This window comes from Nisaea acidiphila, from assembly GCF_024662015.1.
GTDB classification, from domain to species: Bacteria; Pseudomonadota; Alphaproteobacteria; order Thalassobaculales; family Thalassobaculaceae; genus Nisaea; species Nisaea acidiphila.
Map to the genome: position 1 here is coordinate 1,723,943 of NZ_CP102480.1, position 17,319 is coordinate 1,741,261.

Below are 17,319 nucleotides of genomic sequence, written 5' to 3' on the forward strand. Positions count from 1 at the left end.
ACTACTAGGTTATTTTTTTTCGCCATATGGCATTTAAGGTTTTAGAAAATCCAAAACATCGACCGCGGCAGCACCTACCGCCAATGTCAGGTTCCATACCCGCTGCCGGCCTTCTTGTAGTCCCCGCGCGGCGGGCTGAAGACGTCGATCACGAAGCATCCATCGGGACCGGCCTTGAGGCCATGCTCGACATTGCCAGGCGTGCACCAGAAATCGCCCGCCTTCACATGATGTTCGACGCCGTCCTGGGTCCGCACGCCGCTGCCTTCGAGCATGATGCCCCACTGCTCTTCCGGATGGCTGTGGATCGAACCTTCCGCGTTCGGCTCGATCCGGACCACGGAGAACATCAGATTCTCGCCCGGAAAGATCCGCGCAGTCAGGCCTTCCGCCAGGGTGCGCTGAATGCCCTGGCCGAAGTCGTGGAGATTGAAGAAATTGCCGCCGCTCATGGATCTGTCCTCCGCAATGAACCGGTTCGGAGCGAGGTTCGATCATTGGACAACCGTCGGCAAGGTCTCTTCCCGTCTCGCGGCAAAGTCTCAGGGCTGGACGAGAATCCGCTCAAGGACGGACGTGACACCATCCGCTCCCACCCTGAGAAGGAGAACCTCTCCGGAGGACGGAATTACGTCGGTGAGTGCCGTGATGTTCACCTGGTGGGTCACCAGGAACAGCGTTTCGTTTTCGGGGACCCCGCGCAAAAAGGCTCGGGTTGCGGCGGTTTGACCGGGGCCTGAGGAACGGTCCTCGAAAAAGGAGTTCAGAGCCGGCAGTTCCTCGACAGTACCGAGCCCCAGCAATTCCGCCGTTTCCAGGCAGCGACACCATTGGCTGGATAGCACCCGGTCGATCCGCACTCCCGAGGCACGGACTGACTCCCCGATCCGGCGGGCCTGTTCACGACCACGCGCGTCGAGATTTCGCTGGGTCGAACAGTCGCCGAGGCGAAACCCTTCCGGGTCCCCGCCGCCCGGGGCTATGGCATGGCGCATGATCGCGACGGTCCGAGGTCCTTCCAGCAGCGACCATCCGCTCTCGTTCGCTTCGGCCGCATTCCCGGCCAAGAACAGCAGCAGCCAAAAACTGGCGAACGGGATGCGCATATCTCACCTCGTCATTCCGGTTCCAACGTTCCCGGCGGTGAGATAGCGCATGGCAGGCGGCCGGCAACCGGTCTCCGAAATAAAGAAGGCCCCGCAAACCAGCGGGGCCAGTAGGTGACGATGACAGGAGTTTCAAACGACACCAAAGTCAGATTGCGAGGTACTCCTGACGGAGCGCCTCGTTATCGAGCACTTCTTGAGCGGTGCCATCAAAGACGACTTGCCCCATATCGAGGATCAGGGCGCGATCGGCGAGATGAAGCGCCGCAATCGCGTTCTGTTCGACGATAATGGTGGTGAGGCCGAGCGTCTTGATCTCTTCGAGGATCTTCTCGATCTCGCGCACGATGACCGGCGCGAGGCCCTCGTAAGGCTCATCCAGCAGCAGGAGTTTCACATCGCGGGCGAGCGCGCGGGCGACGGCAAGCATTTGCTGTTCGCCGCCGGACATGGTGACGCCTTCCTGATTGCGGCGTTCGGCGAGGCGCGGGAAATGCTCGTAGAGCCGTTCGATCTCCCAGCCGCGCGGGCCGTGAATCTGCGCCAGCTGCAGGTTTTCCTCGACGGTCAGCCCCGGAATGATCCGGCGGTCCTCCGGCACCAGGCCGACCCCGTTCTGCGCCGCCTCGAAATCCTTCATCCGATGCAGCGGCTTGTGGTCGAGCCAGATTTCGCCGTGATGCAGTTCCGGATCGGCCATGCGGGCGATGGTGCGCAGCGTCGAGGTTTTTCCGGCACCGTTGCGACCGAGCAGAGCAATGATCTCGCCTTCGTGGATATTAAAGCTGACATCCTGAACGATGTAGCTCTCGCCGTAATAGGCCTGCAGTCCCCAGCAGGAAAAATAGGCCGGCGGCGTGCCGACATTCCGGACCGGGTTCTCCGGCTTGACCAGCCGTTCTTTCGACGAATCGAGGAGGGTTTCCTGGCTCATAGATGGGCTCCCCCGAGGTAGGCTTCCTGGACCCGCGGATCGCCCTTGATATCTTCCGGCTTGCCTTCGGCAATGACGGTTCCCTGGGCCATGACGGAGATCTTGCTGGCGAGCGAAAACACCACATGCATATCGTGCTCGATCACGATCTTGGTGATGCCGCGCTCGCCGATCTTCTTCAGCAGGTCGATGGTCTTGTTGGTATCGGCGCGGGACATGCCGGCAGTCGGCTCGTCCAGCAGGAGGAGCTTCGGATCCTGCACCAGGCACATCGCCAACTCCAGACGCCTCTTGTCACCGCGGCTCAGCTCATTTGCGGTCACGTCCGCCTTGCTGCCGAGATCGACATCCTCGAGCATCGCCATCGCGCGATCCACGATGTCCTTTTCGGCCGCCACCGCCGACCAGGCATTGATCGAGAAGGCCCCATCCCGCTTGGCGAGCGCCGGGATCATAACGTTCTCCACCAACGTCAGATCGCCGAAGATCTCCGGCGTCTGGAACACCCGGCTGACGCCGAGCTGATTGATCTCGTGCGGCTGCCGGTTCAGCAGCGATGCGCCATCGAAATCGACGGTGCCCGTATCCGGCTCAAGGCGGCCGACGAAACAGTTGAGCAATGTCGATTTGCCGGCGCCGTTCGGCCCGATGATCGCGTGCACGGTTCCGGCTTCGACGTCGATATTGACGTCATTCAGCGCCTTCAAGCCTCCGAAGCGCTTGTTGACCCCTTTAACTGAGAGAATTCCCATCGATCCGCTCCTTATTCCGCCGGGTGTGCGTTGGGGGTCGTCGCACCGCCGGTGCTATCGGAACTGTTCCGGCGGCGGAAGAGCCTGCCGAGACGCTGCCCGCCCTCGACGACACCGCCCGGCAGGAAAATCACGACAAGCATGAACATGATCCCGAGGGTGAGATGCCAGCCTTTGCCGATGAACGGGTGGATCATGAAGACGAAGACATCCTGAGCGCTCTCGGGAAGGAAGGAGAACCAGTTGTAGAGCACGTTGTCGTTGATCTTCGAGAAGATGTTCTCGAAGTATTTGATGACGCCTGCCCCGAGAACCGGCCCAAGAAGTGTTCCCGCACCGCCGAGGATCGTCATCAGCACGACCTCGCCGCTAGCAGTCCATTGCATGCGCTCTGCTCCGGCCAGCGGATCCATGGCAACCATCAGTCCGCCGGCAAGCCCGGCATACATGCCGGAGATGACGAACGCAGCGAGCGTATAGGGCTTCGGATTCTTTCCTGTGTAGCGCAAACGGTGCTGGTTCGTCTTGACCGCGCGCAGCATCATGCCAAACGGCGACCGGAAGATCCGGAGCGAGATGTAAAACGCGACCAGCATCACGATGGCGCAGAGATAATAGCCGAAATTGAACGTGAACACCCACGGACCGAGCGCGAGATCGAACCCGTCACGCATCTCGATGCCGAAGAAATTTGTCGCAGGGATCGAACCGTCCATCCGGCTGACGTCCAAGATACGGGGATCGTCGAGCGCCAGTTGCAGGCCTGTCTCGCCGTTCGTGATCGGCGTCAGCACCGAGTACGCGAGCGCGAAGGACATCTGCGCGAAAGCAAGCGTGAGGATCGAGAAGTAGATCCCGGAGCGCCGCAGCGAGATGTATCCGACCACGGCCGAAAACAGACCGGCGAATATCACCGAAACGATGATCGCCGGCACGACGTTCATGGTCAGCAGTTTCAGCATCCAGACACCTGCATAGGAGCCGACACCGAGGAAGGCCGCGTGTCCGAAACTGAGATACCCGGTCAGTCCGAAGAGGATATTGAAGCCGATCGCGAAGATCCCAAAGATGACGAACCGCTGCATCAGGTCCGGATAACCGGCATTGAACTGCGCCAGCTCGGATCCTTCGGGGAACGGATTGAGCACGAAGGGGGCAAGCAGCGTTAGCGCGATGACGACCAGGAACAGCGTTTGGTCTTTGCTGTTAAGTCCCAGCATCTATCACTCCTCCATCACGCCCTTGCGGCCCATGAGGCCACGCGGACGCGTTAACAGAATTATAATTGCAACCAGGTAGATGATGATCTGGTTGATACCCGGCAGCAGCGCGACGATCTCGCCCATGGACGCGAAGGACTCCAGCACGCCCAGCAGAAAACCTGCGGCGACCGCCCCTCCGAGCGACCCCATGCCGCCGACCACGACCACGACGAAGGACAGAACCAGGAAGTCCATCCCCATGTGATAGTTCGGCGAGTTGATCGGGGTGTACATCACGCCCGCGAGGCCGGCCACGCAGGCCGCGATTGCGAACATGATCGTGAACCGCTTGTCGATATTGATTCCGAGGAGACCGACGGTCTCTCGGTCCGCCATGCCGGCGCGCACGACCATGCCAAAGGTCGTGTATCTGAGAAAAGCGAATACGCCCCCGATGATCACCGTCGCGAACAGGAAATAGACCAGACGCCAATACGGATAGATGATCGAGCCTGCGTCGAACCCGATCGCGGCACCGATATCGGCGCTACCGGTCAATGCCTGCGGCGCGGGTGTCGGAATCGGGTTGGCGCCGTAGAAATACTTGATGATTTCCTGCAGCACGATCGCCAGTCCAAAAGTCACGAGGATCTGATCGGCGTGCGGGCGCTTGTAGAAGTATTTGATCAGGCCGCGTTCCATCGTCAGACCGATCAGGATCATGACCGGTATGGCAAACAGGATCGACAATGGCACCGACCATTCGATCATGGCCGCGCCGGCATCGGCGCCGAACCAGTCATAGACATACGGCGTTTCGACCTTGAGGGGATTGCCGAGGAAGTCTTTGCGGACCGGGTCGATGGTCTCGTAGGAAAACTGGAAGATCTTGTTCAGCGTGACCGCACAAAATGCGCCAAGCATGAACAGCGCCCCGTGCGCAAAATTGACCACGCCCAAGGTGCCGAAGATCAAGGTGAGACCGAGCGCGATCAGCGCATAGGCGCTGCCTTTGTCCAGTCCGTTCAGAATTTGAAGTAAAATCGCGTCCATGACGCCATCCCCTGTGGGTCCGACAGGTTGCTCGAGTCGCGCCCCTCGCGACTCGAGCAGCCGACCGTGCCATCAGGCACGGTCGGCATGATGGGTGTTCTAGACTAGGCGCCCGGGTTACAGGTGCCGAGGCTACCGCCCGCGAACTGCGGGTGATCCGGCGCGTAGGTGACCTGAGAGACCGGCGTAACCTCGACGATCTCAAGCAAATCGAACTCCGAAGTCGGGTTCTCTTTACCCTTCACGACCAGCACGTCTTTGAAGCACTGGTGATCGTCCGCACGGTACAGCGTCTTGCCGTTGCCCATACCATCGAACTCGAAGCCTTCGAGAGCTTCGGCAACGGCGCACGGGTTGAAGCTGCCGGCCCGCTCGACGGCATCGGCATAGAGCAGAGCCTGGACGTAGCAGGTGTGTGCGGCCTGGCTCGGCGGGAAACCATACTTGGTGCCGAAGGACTTAACGAAGGCCTTGGAGCCCTCGTCCTGCAGCGACCAATGCCAGTTCGTCGAACCGAAGATGCCCTTAACGTTCTCGCCCGCGCCCTTGGCCATCAGACGCGAGTAGAGCGGAACCACGATCTCGAAGTTCTTGCCGTTGACGCTGCGCTCGCGCAGGCCGAACTGAACGGCGTTGGTGAGAGAGTTCACCATGTTGCCGCCATAGTGGTTCAGCACGAGCACGTCGGCGTCGGACTGCAGGACCGGCGTGATGTAGGACGAGAAGTCGGTCTGAGCCAGCGGAGTCTTGACCGCAGCGACGGTCTCCCAACCCATTGCTTCGGTCGAGCTGCGGACGGCTTCTTCCGTCGTGTAGCCCCAGTTGTAATCGGCCGTCAGGTGGTAGGCTTTACGGTCGTTGCCGTAGGCTTTGCCGAGCACCGGCGCAAGCGCCGCACCGGACATGTAGCTGTTGAAGAAGTGCCGGAAACCGTTGGCCTTTTTGTCCTTACCCGTGGTGTCGTTGGAGTGGGTCAGGCCAGCCATGAAGATCACGCCGGCTTCCTGACACAGAGCCTGCACGGCCACGGCGACACCGGAGGAAGACCCGCCGGTGATCATGATCGCGCCGTCTTTCTCGATCATCGACTTCGCCGATGCTCGGGCCGCGTCCGACTTGGTCTGCGTGTCGCCGGTGACATACTCGACCTTCTTGCCGAGGATACCGGCACCCTTGAGGGCCTTGGACGAGAACGTGTTCAGCATCCCGCCGTCGCCGCCACCATTGAGGTGCTCGACCGCGAGCTCGTAGGCGCGGAGCTCATCCGCACCCTCGTCCGCATAAGGGCCTGTCTGCGGGACGTTGAAACCGAGGGTGACGCTGCCGCCCTTCGGTTCGTTCGTAAAGGCATTCGCGGTACGAGTGAAGATCGTCGGAGCCGCAAGGCTGACGCCGACCAGGGCCGAGCCTTTCAGCAGGCCACGGCGAGTGACGTCCGTAGTGAACTTTGCCATGTATTCCTCCCTTTATTTTTCGGAGCGACATCTGATCCCAACGCGCCACTCCGGTTTTGAGCATAATGGTCGCTCGGTCAACGAGACTACGCACAAGCAGTTAACTTGCGAATAAGTATTTGAAATAAGCGCGTTTTTTTGTAAATATCCACTTGCAACGAATGAGAGATTTGTAAATAATTTACGCTGCGTCGCAGCAAGACGAGATAAAACAAGAGGTTGGAATGGCCCGGACACCGATCGGAATGCGGCTGCGCGAACGACGCAAGAGCCTCGGGCGCACACAGGCGGAACTCGCCAACCTCGTCGGCATCTCCCCCTCCTATCTCAACCTGATCGAACACAACAAAAGGCAGGTCGGCGGTGCGCTGCTGCGCCGCCTCGCCGAAACGCTCGAGGTCGGGATAGACTATCTGGACGGCGCCGCCGAAAGGCGCCTGATCCAGGATCTGGACGAGATCGCCGCCGATCCGCTGCACGCGGATCTCGGGATCGACCCCGAGAGCGCGGCCGATCTTGTCGCCCGGCACCGCCCCTGGGCGAGCCTCATGGTCAAGCAGCACCGCGAGACCCTCGACCAGATGGAAACGGTTCGGGCGCTTTCCGACCGGTTGAGCCAGGACCCTTTCCTGTCAGACGCGGTCCACGGAATGCTCTCCAACATCGCCGCGATCCGCTCGACCTCGGAGATTCTTGCCAGCGTCGCGGACATCCCCGAGGACCAGCAATTGCGGTTTCACCGGAACCTCGCCGAGGAGAGCGCCCGGCTTTCGGACATTGCGCAGGCCATGGCCGGGTATTTTGACCGGGCCCCATCCCGCCTCGGATCCGTCACGCCGGCGGAGGAAGTGGACGACTTCCTGCTGGAGCACCAGAACTACTTCGCCGCCATCGAAGAGGCCGTGGAGGGTTTCTCAGAGAGTCTCGGATGCGATCCCGTCGCACCGGAATTCGAGAGCGTGGCGCACCGCGTACTGGCCGAACGCAGCCCGGAGCTGGTCGCGGCCCTGGAAACCGCGACGGCAGAGCTTCCGGCAGCGAGCCGGCGTTTCGCTTTTGCCCGAGCGCTTGCGGTGTCCGCACTTCGCGAGGAGATCGAGGACATCGCGGCCTCGGCGGAATTGCTCACAAGCGACGCAGCCCTGGTTCGGGCGCGGCGCGCCCTGCAATCCTATGCCGCAGCGGCGCTGCTCATGCCCTACGACCGGTTCCGCGACGCGGCCATCGCCTGCCGCTACGACATCGATACGCTGCAATACCGGTTCGGGGTCAGCCTGGAGCAGACCTGCCACCGCCTCGCCTCGCTCCGGCGGCCGGGCGCCGAAGGCGTGCCTTTCGCCTTCATGCGCTCCGACCCGGCGGGCTACATCACCAAACGCCTGCCCCTGCGGGACCTGCCGCTGCCGCGCTACGGCGGCGCCTGTCCGCTCTGGGCGATTTATCGCGCCTTCCAGACGCCCGACCGGGTTTCCAGGCACCTGGTGGAGTTTCCTGACCGCAGCCGCTTCGTCTTCATCGCCAGAACGGTGGCAAAACACGCCACCGGATTCGACCGCCCCAGGCACCTCGTTTCCATCATGCTCGGCTGCGATGCGCTCTACGCTCCCGATATCGTCTACGGAGACGGACTGGACCTTTCGGCGAAATCGGCCGCGGAACCGGTCGGCTCCGCCTGCCGTGTCTGCCCGCGCGAGGACTGCCGGCACCGCCAGGAACACCCGATTACCGGGAGCTGATCTTCGTGAGCCTACTTGCGTCGCCATCAACCTCAGTTAAACTCCGGGAAAACCGGCATCCATGGAACGACCGGGAAAACAAGGAGGCATTGGGGGAAACAGCGTGACGACACGCGTCTTTATCGCCGAGGACGAGCCGAACATCCTTGAATCTCTGAGCTTTCTGCTCGGACGCGAGGGATGGGAGGTGACAAGCGCGCTGGACGGCAACGCCGCACTGGAACAACTCAACAATGAAGCGCTGCCGGATGTGGTGATCCTCGACATCATGCTGCCGCACCGGAACGGCTTCGAGATCCTGCGCCAGCTGCGCGCATCGCCACGTACCAATAAACTTCCGGTCATCGTCCTTACCGCCAAGGGCCAGGAAAAGGATCGCAAGACCGCGGAGGAGATCGGCGCCGACGCATTCGTCACCAAGCCGTTCTCGAACCGCGACGTCGTCGACCAGGTCCGCAGGCTGGCCGGGCTCTAGAGACATGCGCCCCACATCGCCCAGCATTGCCGCGAAGTTTCGTGACGCGGCCTTTCTGCTGCCGCTGTCGGGGCTCTTTCTCCTCATGCCGCCCCTGATCGATCTCTTTACCGGCTCCGAGAAGCTGTTCGGCATCCCGCTTATCGTCGCCTTTATCTTCGGACTCTGGACCGCGTTGATCCTGATTGCCTTCTGGTTCTCGCACCGGCTGAGCGATCCGGAGCACCACGCGCCGCCGCCGCCGGACAGCGTTTCGCCGGGGCGCTGATGCTGTCCGCCAACCTGATCTTCACAATCTCGCTCGCCTACGTGGCGCTGCTCTTCGTCGTGGCCTTCCTCGGCGACCGCCAGGCCCGCACAGGAAAGGTGAGCTGGATCCAGTCGCCGATCGTCTACACGCTTTCGATCTCAGTCTATTGCACCTCCTGGACCTTCTACGGCGCGGTCGGCTCGGCGGCGCGCAGCGGGCTCGAATTTGCGACCATCTATCTCGGCCCGACCCTGGTCTTCGTCGGATGGTGGTTCCTGCTGCGCAAGCTGGTCCGGATCGGTCACGTGCACCGCATCACCTCGATCGCCGACCTGATCTCCTCGCGCTATGGCAAGAGCACCAGCCTCGCGGTACTGGTCACCCTGATCGCGGTGATCGGCACGACCCCTTACATCGCATTGCAGCTGAAAGCCGTGACGACGAGCATCCAGGTCATCGTCGCATCGGACTCGGGCAATCTCACAGGACTGCCGGAAAACGATCCGGCATCAGAGATCGCGTTCTGGATCGCCGCCGGGATGGCGCTCTTCACCATCATCTTCGGCACCCGCACCATCGACGCCAACGAGCGGCATCACGGCGTGGTCGCCGCAATCGCGCTGGAAGCGCTGGTCAAACTTTTCGCGCTCGTCGCCGTCGGCCTTTTCGTAGTCTTCGCACTGGCCGACGGACCGGCCGATATCTTCAGCCGGGACGCCGCGAAAATCCTCCAGTCCGAAGACATGTTCGACGCGCGCTGGATCGCCCTCACCTTCCTATCCGGCGTCGCCATCGTCTGCCTACCGCGCCAGTTCCAGGTGACCGTGGTCGAGAATACCGGCGAAGAGCAGCTCCGGATGGCCTCCTGGCTCTTCCCGCTTTACCTGATGCTGATGAGCCTCTTCGTGCTGCCGATCGCCATCGGCGGCCTCAGCATGCTCCCGGACGGCTCGAACCCGGACATGTTCGTCCTGACCGTGCCGATGGCGGTCGATCAGGACCTCCTGGTCATGCTCGCCTTTCTCGGCGGTTTCTCCTCCGCGACCTCCATGGTCATCGTCGCCTCGATCGCGCTTTCGACCATGATCTCGAACCATATCGTGATGCCGGTCATGCTGCGCACGCCCTGGACGTCGATCGAACGCAGCGGCGACGTCCGCCGGCTTCTTCTAATCAGCCGCCGCATCAGCATCGGCGTCATCCTGCTGCTCGGCTATGTCTATTTCCGTCTTAGCGGGAAGTCAGATGCGCTGGCCGCAATCGGCCTTATCGCTTTTGTCGGTGTCGCACAGTTTCTGCCGCCGCTGCTCGGCGGCATTTACTGGAAGCGCGCGACCGCCAGCGGCGCAAAGATCGGTTTAACGGCCGGATTCCTGCTCTGGAGCTATACGCTCTTCCTGCCGAGCTTCGAAGGCGACCTGCTGCTCTCGGCGAACACCATCGAACACGGCCCCTGGGGCGTCGAACTTCTCAGACCACAGGCCCTCTTCGGCCTCGTCGGCCAGGACCCGCTCGTCCATGCGCTGTTCTGGAGTCTCAGCGCCAATGTCGCTCTGTTCATCCTCGGCTCGCTGGTCTTCGAGCCCAAGCCGCTGGAACGGCTGCAGGGCACGCTCTTCGTCGACGTCTTCCGCACGCCCGCCGGAGACGAGCACCGCTTCATCCGCCGCTCGGCGTCGGCGGAGGATCTTTTCATCCTGGCTCAGCGAATTCTCGGCGCCGAAGAGGCGCTCCGGCTGTTCCGCGAGTTTGCCGCCGGGCAGGGACTGGACGGCGATTTTCCGCAACCTACCGACGCCTTCATCGCGCACCTTGAGCGCCGCCTGGCAGGCTCCATCGGCGCCGCCTCCGCGCGGGCGATGATCTCGCAAATCGCGGCGGGCGAGACGATCAGCCTGGACGAGCTGATGAAGATCGCGGACGAGACCGCCCAGCTCATGGAATACAGTCAGGAGGTCGAGAAGAAGTCGGTCCAGCTCGAAGCGACAGCGCGCGAGCTCCGCCGGGCGAACCAGCGCCTCACCCTGCTCGACGCGCAGAAGGACGATTTCCTGAGCCAGGTGAGCCACGAAGTGCGCACGCCGATGACCTCGATACGCTCCTTCTCGGAGATCCTGCTGGAGACAAGGGATCTCGCCAGCCCCCAGGCGCAGCGTTTCCTTTCCATCATCCACGAGGAAAGCCTGCGACTGACGAGATTGCTGGACGAGATCCTCGACATGAACCTGATGGATCGCGGCGAGGCCTCGTGGAACCTGCACGAACTGGATGCATCCGTACCTCTCAGCCGCGCGGTGGAGACCTGCCGCGGTCTCGGAAGCTCCGCCGGTGCCGAGATCCATTTCGAGGATCCGGATAGCGGCATCGTCATGGCCGATCCCGACCGGCTTCAACAGGTGGTGATCAATATCCTGACGAACGCCATAAAGCATAATACGTCCGGCAAACCGGAAGTCCGGATCGGCGGCAGGCTGAGCGGCTCCAACTACGAGATCGACGTTTCCGACAACGGCCCTGGCATTCCACTCACGGTGCGTCCGTTCATTTTCGAGAAATTTCAGCGGGGGGCCGCGCAATCTTCCAGCGGCGGCATCGGACTCGGACTTGCGATCAGCAAGGAGATTATGGCGCGCCTCGGCGGCACCTTGACCCTCGTCGATAACGACGGCCCCGGAACTCTGTTCCGCATCTCAATTCCGACCCGGATCGCCATTCCGACGAATGCCGGCGAGAATATCTGACGCTTTATCGACAGACGGTCAGACACCGCACACCAAAAACGTAATTCGATTTATTTATCTAAAATGCCCTGCGCATTAACGAAATTGTGACGTTTATTTCGAAATAATAGCTCCGAACCAATAGAAACCCGAGGCAAAAGCGCTGTTCGAATTAGCTTCGCCAGTTTGCGGCAAGAAAGAGAAAGACGTCTGTTCCCGCACTATTTTACTTCTTGAACAGACACTTCGTGCGTTCTACCCGCACCCTCGGAAAATCGAACACCGCAACGCAACCCTTTGAGCAAGTGTAGAGGGGTTCCATGGCATTGACGATCGCCATACCACGCATAAACCTCCATCCCGGGATGCGGGCCTGGTTCTTTTTCACGCCCCTCCTCACGATCGCGATCTTTACCGCATTGTTCATAGCGGTTCTGCAAAGCACCAAGGGGGAACGGGAGTCTCTCAGGGAAAGACAATCGTCCGCGCTCTTATGGACACGCCAGATCTCATCGATCGGAGAACAGATTACCGAAGCGCATCTTCGAATGCTGGAAGCATTGGGCGACGCCCAAGCCGACCATAAATCCGAACTCTACAACCGCGCCCGCCCGACAATGCGGCGCTTGTTGGACATCAAGGACGATATTGCGGTTACGCGCGAGACAATCATATCGAGCCTCGAAATAACCGCATCGGCGGAAGCTCTGGAAGCAACGTTCGAGAAACTAAGAAAACAATATGTATCGGCGGTCGTGTCCATATCCGTCGACTTCTCCCGTTTCGACAACGAGATGCGCACCGTGAACAGACGCTATCTCGCGGTGGCCCGCAGACTGGATGACGTTTCCCGCCATATCCTGCGGATCAGCGAAGACGCTTCAATTGCGTCCGATGAACATAGCCGGAAGGTCATGCGGTCACTCATTGCCGGGCTCGGGTTGTCGGTGCTGATTTCTATCGTCATGTCCTGGGTGGTCTCGACACGGGTTTCCGAAGATATGACGAACGCAATCGGAGCCTTGTCCAACCTCGCGAACGGGAAGCCGTCCAACATCGGGATCGACAAGTCCCGCAAGGACGAGCTCGGTGCACTGGCCCGCGCCATTGCCTTTTTCGAAGGCATTCTCGATCTGCTCACCTCGGAAATTTCCGCGCGGGAGAGGAAGGAAGTCCAGCTCCGAAATCTTTTCGACAGTGCCGGCGACGCCATCCTCCTTATGGAGGACGGAAAATATGTCGGCGCCAACAAGAAGGCCGAACAGATGTTCGGCATCAAGGCGAAGGAAATAAGCAAATATAAGCTGGGTGCTTTCGCGGACCCCGAAGCCTACAGCCACGAAGACCTCACACGCGTATACAAGGAGCGAATGCAACTGGCGCTCGCCGGAGAGCCTCAAACCTTCGAATGGAGCAATCGCAGACTGGACGGTTCGACCTTCCCGACGGAATGCACCATCGCCGCTTTCGCGGAGCCGAACGGTAAAACAACCGTGCAGATGATCATCCGGGACATCACCGGCCGCAAGGAGGCCGAGCGTCTCAAGGAGACTATGACCGTCGAATTGGAGCGGATGGTTTCCGAGAGAACCGATGAACTACAGAGGGAAATCGCCGCAAGGCGCGAGACGGAAGAAGCACTCGACGCCGAACGACGCACCTTGGAGGCAACGGTCGAGTACGCTCCCCTCGGAATGGCCCTCCTTGATACCGATGCGCGGATCATCCGGATGAATTCTTGGGTCAAGAGGATACACAATCTCCCGGATTCGATTTCGGCAGCTGGCACGCCGTACCAAGAAGTGCTGCGCCACATCTTCAGGGCAAAGTCGGAAGGCACGTTCAGCGCCGGCGGCAATGAAGAGATGCTCCGCAACAGAATTGCCAGTCTGGAATCAAGGGAGTCCAGCGTATTCGAGGACAGCCTCCCCGATGGCACCTTCCACAAAGTGGATCGCCGCTTCATCGACAATGTCGGCTACATCATCACTTTCACCGACATCACGGACCTCAAGACAGCTCAGAACGATTTGGTCCGGCAGGAGAAAATGGCCGCGCTCGGCGGGCTTGTCGCCGGGGTCGCGCACGAGGTCAACACACCGCTCGGGATCTGCGTGACGGCATCGTCACACGTCTCTGCGATCGTCAATGAGTTCAGCGCGCAGGTGCAAAGTCCGACAGGCGGCCTCACCCGCGCCCTGGCCGTCGAAAAACTGGCCAAGACCAGGGAAGGTCTCGTGATCATCGAGCAGAACCTGGCCCGCGCCGCCGACCTGATCAAGAGCTTCAAGCTTGTCGCCGTGGATCAGACCGCAAACGACCAGCGGGACATCGAACTCGGAGAATATCTCCATGACACACTGCAGAGCCTCAGCGCCGAAACCAAGCGGAAGTACCTCAATGTCCAACTCGTGCGGCCGGAGGAAAAACTCTTCCGCCATACCTATCCGGGTGCGCTGGTCCAGATTGTCACCAACCTCGTCATGAATGCCGGCATCCACGCCTATGAGAACCGGGGTGGCGACATCCGGCTGGAGGTGGAGCGCTTGAGCAGCGGCGCGGACCGGATCCGCGTTCAGGATTTCGGCAAAGGAATGGACGAGGAAACCAAGTCACAGATCTTCGACCCGTTCTTCACGACAAAACGGGCCAATGGCGGTACCGGACTCGGCATGCATATCGTCTTTAACCTCGTCACCCAAAAGCTGGGAGGCCGGATCGAGTGCAAAAGCGCTCCGGGCGAGGGAACGACCTTCGAGATCGTCCTGCCGAAAGGCGCCAAAGCGCTGTCGTCCGCTACGTCTGATGCCTCCGCATGACCGACAGCTGACGGTCATGCAACCGCCCAAGGATGAGCTGGGCGAAAAGCGCACCCGTTCCTGCCAGAGCCATATCCGCCTGCGTATCCCAGGGATCGCCCTGGGTCGCGAGGAAAGCGTCGGCATCGGCCCCAACCAGCACCGCTGCGAGCCATTCGATAAGCTCGTAGCTCGCGCTGACCCCGAGAATTGAGAACAGCACGATCGCGAACAGCCACCGGCCCGCCCGCAGTGGCGATGTCCGGATCAACAGCTCACGGACAGCGATCGCCGGTATGAATCCCTGGGCGAGATGGCCGACCCGGTCATAATGGTTCCGCGAGAGATCGAACGCGTCGCGAATCCAGTGAAACAGCGGGACCTCGGCATAGGTGTAATGCGCGCCGACGAGCAGGATAATCGCATGCACCGCGATCAGGAAATTGAGCAAGGACGTCAGGGGAAACCGTGCCCGCACCGCCCAGAGCAGCGGATAGACGATCAGCACCGGCACCGCCTCCATCCACCAGATGAGAGAGTCTTTCGCCCCGACGAACGACCAGAGGCAGGTCGCTGCGACGGCGACCGTCGCGACGAGCAAGTGACGGTGCGCGTTCACCCGGAGACCGTCCGCCGGATGGCGTCCCGCCATCCCGCATAGAGCCGGTCGCGGAAATCCGGTTCCATCCGAGGCTCGAAACGGCGTTCCAGGGCCCATTGCGCCGCCATCTCCACCGGCTCCGGATAATAGTCGTGACGGAGGCCGGCGAGGTATGCCGCCCCGAGAGCGGTGGTTTCCGCGACGACCGGACGGTCGACCGGCGCCCCCAGAATGTCGGCGAGGAACTGCATCGCCCAGTCGGACGCGACCATGCCGCCATCGACCCGCAGCACGGTTTCCTTTCCGCCGGCGCTCCAGTCGCTATGCATGGCCTCCAGCAGATCGCGGGTCTGGTAGCCAACGCTCTCCAGCGCCGCACGTGCGAAGTCGGCGGGGCCGGACGCACGGGTGAGCCCGTACATCGCCCCGCGCGCGTCCGCATCCCAATAGGGCGCGCCAAGACCGGTGAAGGCCGGCACCAGATAAACCCGGTGCGCATCGTCGGCCTGCGCCGCCAACGCGCTGCTCTCCGCCGCCTGCCCGATCATTCCGAGCCCGTCACGCAGCCACTGCACCGCCGCACCGGCGACGAAGATGGAGCCCTCCAGGGCATAGGCCGGCTTCCCGTTCAGCTTGTAGGCGATGGTGGTCAGCAGGCGGTTCGTCGAGCGCACCGGGGCCGTGCCCGTATTCAGCAGCGCGAAGCAGCCGGTCCCGTAAGTCGATTTCAGCATCCCGGCCTCGAAACAGGCCTGACCGACCGTGGCCGCCTGCTGGTCGCCCGCGACGCCGGATATCGGGATCGGAGCACCGAAGATTTCCGTGTCCGAGGCCCCGAAATCGTCTGCGGAGTTTTTGACCTCCGGCAACATGGAGCGCGGGATAGCGAGAATGCCGAGCAGGTCGTCGTCCCAGTCGCCTTTGTGGATATCGTAGACCAGCGTCCGCGAGGCATTGGTCGCGTCGGTCGCATGTACCCTGCCGCCGGTCAGCCGCCAGATCAGCCAGCTGTCGACCGTTCCGAAAGCGAGATGCCCCGCCTCCGCCTTCTCCCGGGCGCCCTCCACATTATCGAGGATCCAGGCGATCTTGGTGCCGCTGAAATAGGGGTCGAGCAACAGGCCGGTGCGGCTGGTGAAGAGCTCCTCGTGCCCCTCTTCCTTGAGGCGGGAGCAGAGGGCGGAGGTGCGCCGGTCCTGCCAGACGATCGCGTTCGCCACGGCCTCGCCGGTGCGCCGGTCCCAGACCAGGGTGGTCTCGCGCTGGTTGGTAATGCCGATGGCGGCGATACGCCCGGCACCGCCGACCTTCGCGACCGCTTCGCGCGCGGTCTCCAGAGAGCTTTGCCAAAGGTCTTCCGGATCGTGCTCCACCCAGCCCGATTGCGGAAAATGCTGGGGAAACTCTTTCTGCGCCAGCGCGGCGACGCGGGTATTGGCGTCGAAGATAATGGCGCGGCTCGAGGTGGTGCCCTGGTCGAGCGCGAGAATGAGCCGGTTGTCGCCAGCCTTGGCGGCTGCGTTCATCTTTTCCTCCCTCGGGCGGTGTTTCCGCTTCCTTGCCGTTCAATAGCGTGGCGCGAGGGAAGGTTTCCAGCACAAACGAAAACCGCGCCACCCGGTCGGGGCGGCGCGGTCACAACGGATCGCACAGAGGCGGAAGCGCTTACTTCGCGGTCTTCGCCCGCTCGATCGCTTCCACGATCACCTTGCGGGCCGATTCCTCATCGCCCATCTCGATGAACTTCACCCACTTGTCCTGCTCGAGATCCTTGTAGTGCTCGAAGAAGTGGACAATCTGCTGGATCAGGATTTCCGGCAGGTCGCGGTAGCTTTTCACGTTCGCGTAATAGGGATGCAGCTTCTCGACCGGAACCGCGAGGATCTTTTCGTCCATGCCGGCCTCGTCCTCGAGATGGACGACACCGATCGGACGGCAGGGGATCACCGCACCCGGAACCACGCCGGAGCCGGTAACGACCAGGATGTCGGCCGGATCACCGTCGTCGGACAGCGTGTTGGGGACGAAACCGTAGTTCGCCGGATAGAACATCGCGGTGTGCAGGAACCGGTCGACCATCATGGCCCCGGAATCCTTGTCCAGTTCGTATTTGACCGGCACCCCGCCCTGCGGAATCTCGATAACGGCATGCACCTCGTAGGGCGGGTTCGGGCCGGTCGTGATCTTGGTAACGTCCAAAGGTCTTGCTCCATTCGGACGGAGGATCGGCCGGCGCGG

The 17,319-nt window shown here is 61.4% G+C and carries 15 protein-coding genes; 5 read left to right on the forward strand and 10 right to left on the reverse strand.

From position 1 onward, the window contains the following. Window positions 1-86 precede the first annotated feature (86 nt). The 7 genes from NUH88_RS07925 to NUH88_RS07955 form a co-directional block, all read right to left on the reverse strand. Window positions 87-452, reverse strand: coding sequence for a cupin domain-containing protein (locus NUH88_RS07925; protein ID WP_257771218.1), 366 nt, complete (start codon window positions 450-452; stop codon window positions 87-89). Window positions 453-542: 90 nt separating this feature from the next. Further along, a complete protein-coding gene (locus tag NUH88_RS07930; RefSeq protein ID WP_257771220.1) occupies window positions 543-1,106 on the reverse strand; it encodes a histidine phosphatase family protein in 564 nt (187 codons plus the stop codon). Window positions 1,107-1,254: 148 nt separating this feature from the next. Then, window positions 1,255-2,040: an ABC transporter ATP-binding protein gene (locus tag NUH88_RS07935; RefSeq protein WP_257771222.1), complete on the reverse strand. Its 786-nt coding sequence runs from the start codon at window positions 2,038-2,040 to the stop codon at window positions 1,255-1,257. Further along, window positions 2,037-2,792 (reverse strand): ABC transporter ATP-binding protein, encoded by a 756-nt coding sequence (locus NUH88_RS07940; protein ID WP_257771224.1) that lies wholly within the window; start codon window positions 2,790-2,792, stop codon window positions 2,037-2,039. Before NUH88_RS07940 ends, NUH88_RS07935 begins: the two co-directional genes overlap by 4 nt. Before the next feature lie 11 nt (window positions 2,793-2,803). Then, entirely contained in the window at window positions 2,804-4,012 is a 1,209-nt protein-coding gene (locus NUH88_RS07945) for a branched-chain amino acid ABC transporter permease (protein WP_257771226.1), read from the reverse strand. Between the two features lie 3 nt (window positions 4,013-4,015). Beyond that, window positions 4,016-5,047, reverse strand: coding sequence for a branched-chain amino acid ABC transporter permease (locus NUH88_RS07950; protein ID WP_257771228.1), 1,032 nt, complete (start codon window positions 5,045-5,047; stop codon window positions 4,016-4,018). 104 nt (window positions 5,048-5,151) lie between these two features. Further along, the gene (locus tag NUH88_RS07955) at window positions 5,152-6,501 is read right to left on the reverse strand and encodes a substrate-binding protein (protein ID WP_257771230.1); all 1,350 of its coding nucleotides are present in this window, start codon (window positions 6,499-6,501) and stop codon (window positions 5,152-5,154) included. A gap of 224 nt (window positions 6,502-6,725) precedes the next feature. Between NUH88_RS07955 and NUH88_RS07960 the strand changes: the two genes are divergently transcribed. The 5 genes from NUH88_RS07960 to NUH88_RS07980 all read left to right on the forward strand — a co-directional run bounded on the left by NUH88_RS07960 (window position 6,726) and on the right by NUH88_RS07980 (window position 14,501). After that, the gene (locus tag NUH88_RS07960) at window positions 6,726-8,237 is read left to right on the forward strand and encodes a helix-turn-helix domain-containing protein (protein ID WP_257771232.1); all 1,512 of its coding nucleotides are present in this window, start codon (window positions 6,726-6,728) and stop codon (window positions 8,235-8,237) included. A 103-nt stretch (window positions 8,238-8,340) separates the two neighbouring features. Beyond that, window positions 8,341-8,712 (forward strand): response regulator transcription factor, encoded by a 372-nt coding sequence (locus NUH88_RS07965; RefSeq protein ID WP_257771234.1) that lies wholly within the window; start codon window positions 8,341-8,343, stop codon window positions 8,710-8,712. 4 nt (window positions 8,713-8,716) lie between these two features. Next, window positions 8,717-8,980, forward strand: coding sequence for a hypothetical protein (locus tag NUH88_RS07970; RefSeq protein ID WP_257771236.1), 264 nt, complete (start codon window positions 8,717-8,719; stop codon window positions 8,978-8,980). Next, window positions 8,980-11,703 (forward strand): sensor histidine kinase, encoded by a 2,724-nt coding sequence (locus NUH88_RS07975; protein ID WP_257771238.1) that lies wholly within the window; start codon window positions 8,980-8,982, stop codon window positions 11,701-11,703. Before NUH88_RS07970 ends, NUH88_RS07975 begins: the two co-directional genes overlap by 1 nt. A gap of 527 nt (window positions 11,704-12,230) precedes the next feature. Beyond that, the gene (locus NUH88_RS07980; RefSeq protein ID WP_257771240.1) at window positions 12,231-14,501 is read left to right on the forward strand and encodes an ATP-binding protein; all 2,271 of its coding nucleotides are present in this window, start codon (window positions 12,231-12,233) and stop codon (window positions 14,499-14,501) included. Here NUH88_RS07980 and NUH88_RS07985 read toward each other — a convergent pair. The 3 genes from NUH88_RS07985 to ppa form a co-directional block, all read right to left on the reverse strand. After that, the gene (locus NUH88_RS07985; protein WP_257771242.1) at window positions 14,479-15,132 is read right to left on the reverse strand and encodes a DUF2238 domain-containing protein; all 654 of its coding nucleotides are present in this window, start codon (window positions 15,130-15,132) and stop codon (window positions 14,479-14,481) included. The genes NUH88_RS07980 and NUH88_RS07985 overlap by 23 nt on opposite strands. Next, window positions 15,096-16,607: a glycerol kinase GlpK gene (glpK, locus tag NUH88_RS07990; RefSeq protein WP_257771244.1), complete on the reverse strand. Its 1,512-nt coding sequence runs from the start codon at window positions 16,605-16,607 to the stop codon at window positions 15,096-15,098. The genes NUH88_RS07985 and glpK overlap by 37 nt, the downstream gene beginning before the upstream one ends. Window positions 16,608-16,746: 139 nt before the next feature. Beyond that, window positions 16,747-17,280 (reverse strand): inorganic diphosphatase, encoded by a 534-nt coding sequence (ppa, locus tag NUH88_RS07995; protein WP_257771246.1) that lies wholly within the window; start codon window positions 17,278-17,280, stop codon window positions 16,747-16,749. Window positions 17,281-17,319: the final 39 nt, after the last annotated feature.

Coding starts and splice junctions, on each gene's coding strand:
- NUH88_RS07960 (WP_257771232.1), top strand. CDS start 6,726: ATGGCCCGGACACCGATCGGAATGCGGCTGCGCGAACGACGCAAGAGC.
- NUH88_RS07955 (WP_257771230.1), bottom strand. CDS start 6,501: ATGGCAAAGTTCACTACGGACGTCACTCGCCGTGGCCTGCTGAAAGGC.
- NUH88_RS07945 (WP_257771226.1), bottom strand. CDS start 4,012: ATGCTGGGACTTAACAGCAAAGACCAAACGCTGTTCCTGGTCGTCATC.
- glpK (WP_257771244.1), bottom strand. CDS start 16,607: ATGAACGCAGCCGCCAAGGCTGGCGACAACCGGCTCATTCTCGCGCTC.
- NUH88_RS07925 (WP_257771218.1), bottom strand. CDS start 452: ATGAGCGGCGGCAATTTCTTCAATCTCCACGACTTCGGCCAGGGCATT.
- NUH88_RS07980 (WP_257771240.1), top strand. CDS start 12,231: ATGCTGGAAGCATTGGGCGACGCCCAAGCCGACCATAAATCCGAACTC.
- NUH88_RS07950 (WP_257771228.1), bottom strand. CDS start 5,047: ATGGACGCGATTTTACTTCAAATTCTGAACGGACTGGACAAAGGCAGC.
- NUH88_RS07985 (WP_257771242.1), bottom strand. CDS start 15,132: ATGGCGGGACGCCATCCGGCGGACGGTCTCCGGGTGAACGCGCACCGT.
- NUH88_RS07970 (WP_257771236.1), top strand. CDS start 8,717: ATGCGCCCCACATCGCCCAGCATTGCCGCGAAGTTTCGTGACGCGGCC.
- NUH88_RS07935 (WP_257771222.1), bottom strand. CDS start 2,040: ATGAGCCAGGAAACCCTCCTCGATTCGTCGAAAGAACGGCTGGTCAAG.
- NUH88_RS07930 (WP_257771220.1), bottom strand. CDS start 1,106: ATGCGCATCCCGTTCGCCAGTTTTTGGCTGCTGCTGTTCTTGGCCGGG.
- NUH88_RS07940 (WP_257771224.1), bottom strand. CDS start 2,792: ATGGGAATTCTCTCAGTTAAAGGGGTCAACAAGCGCTTCGGAGGCTTG.
- NUH88_RS07975 (WP_257771238.1), top strand. CDS start 8,980: ATGCTGTCCGCCAACCTGATCTTCACAATCTCGCTCGCCTACGTGGCG.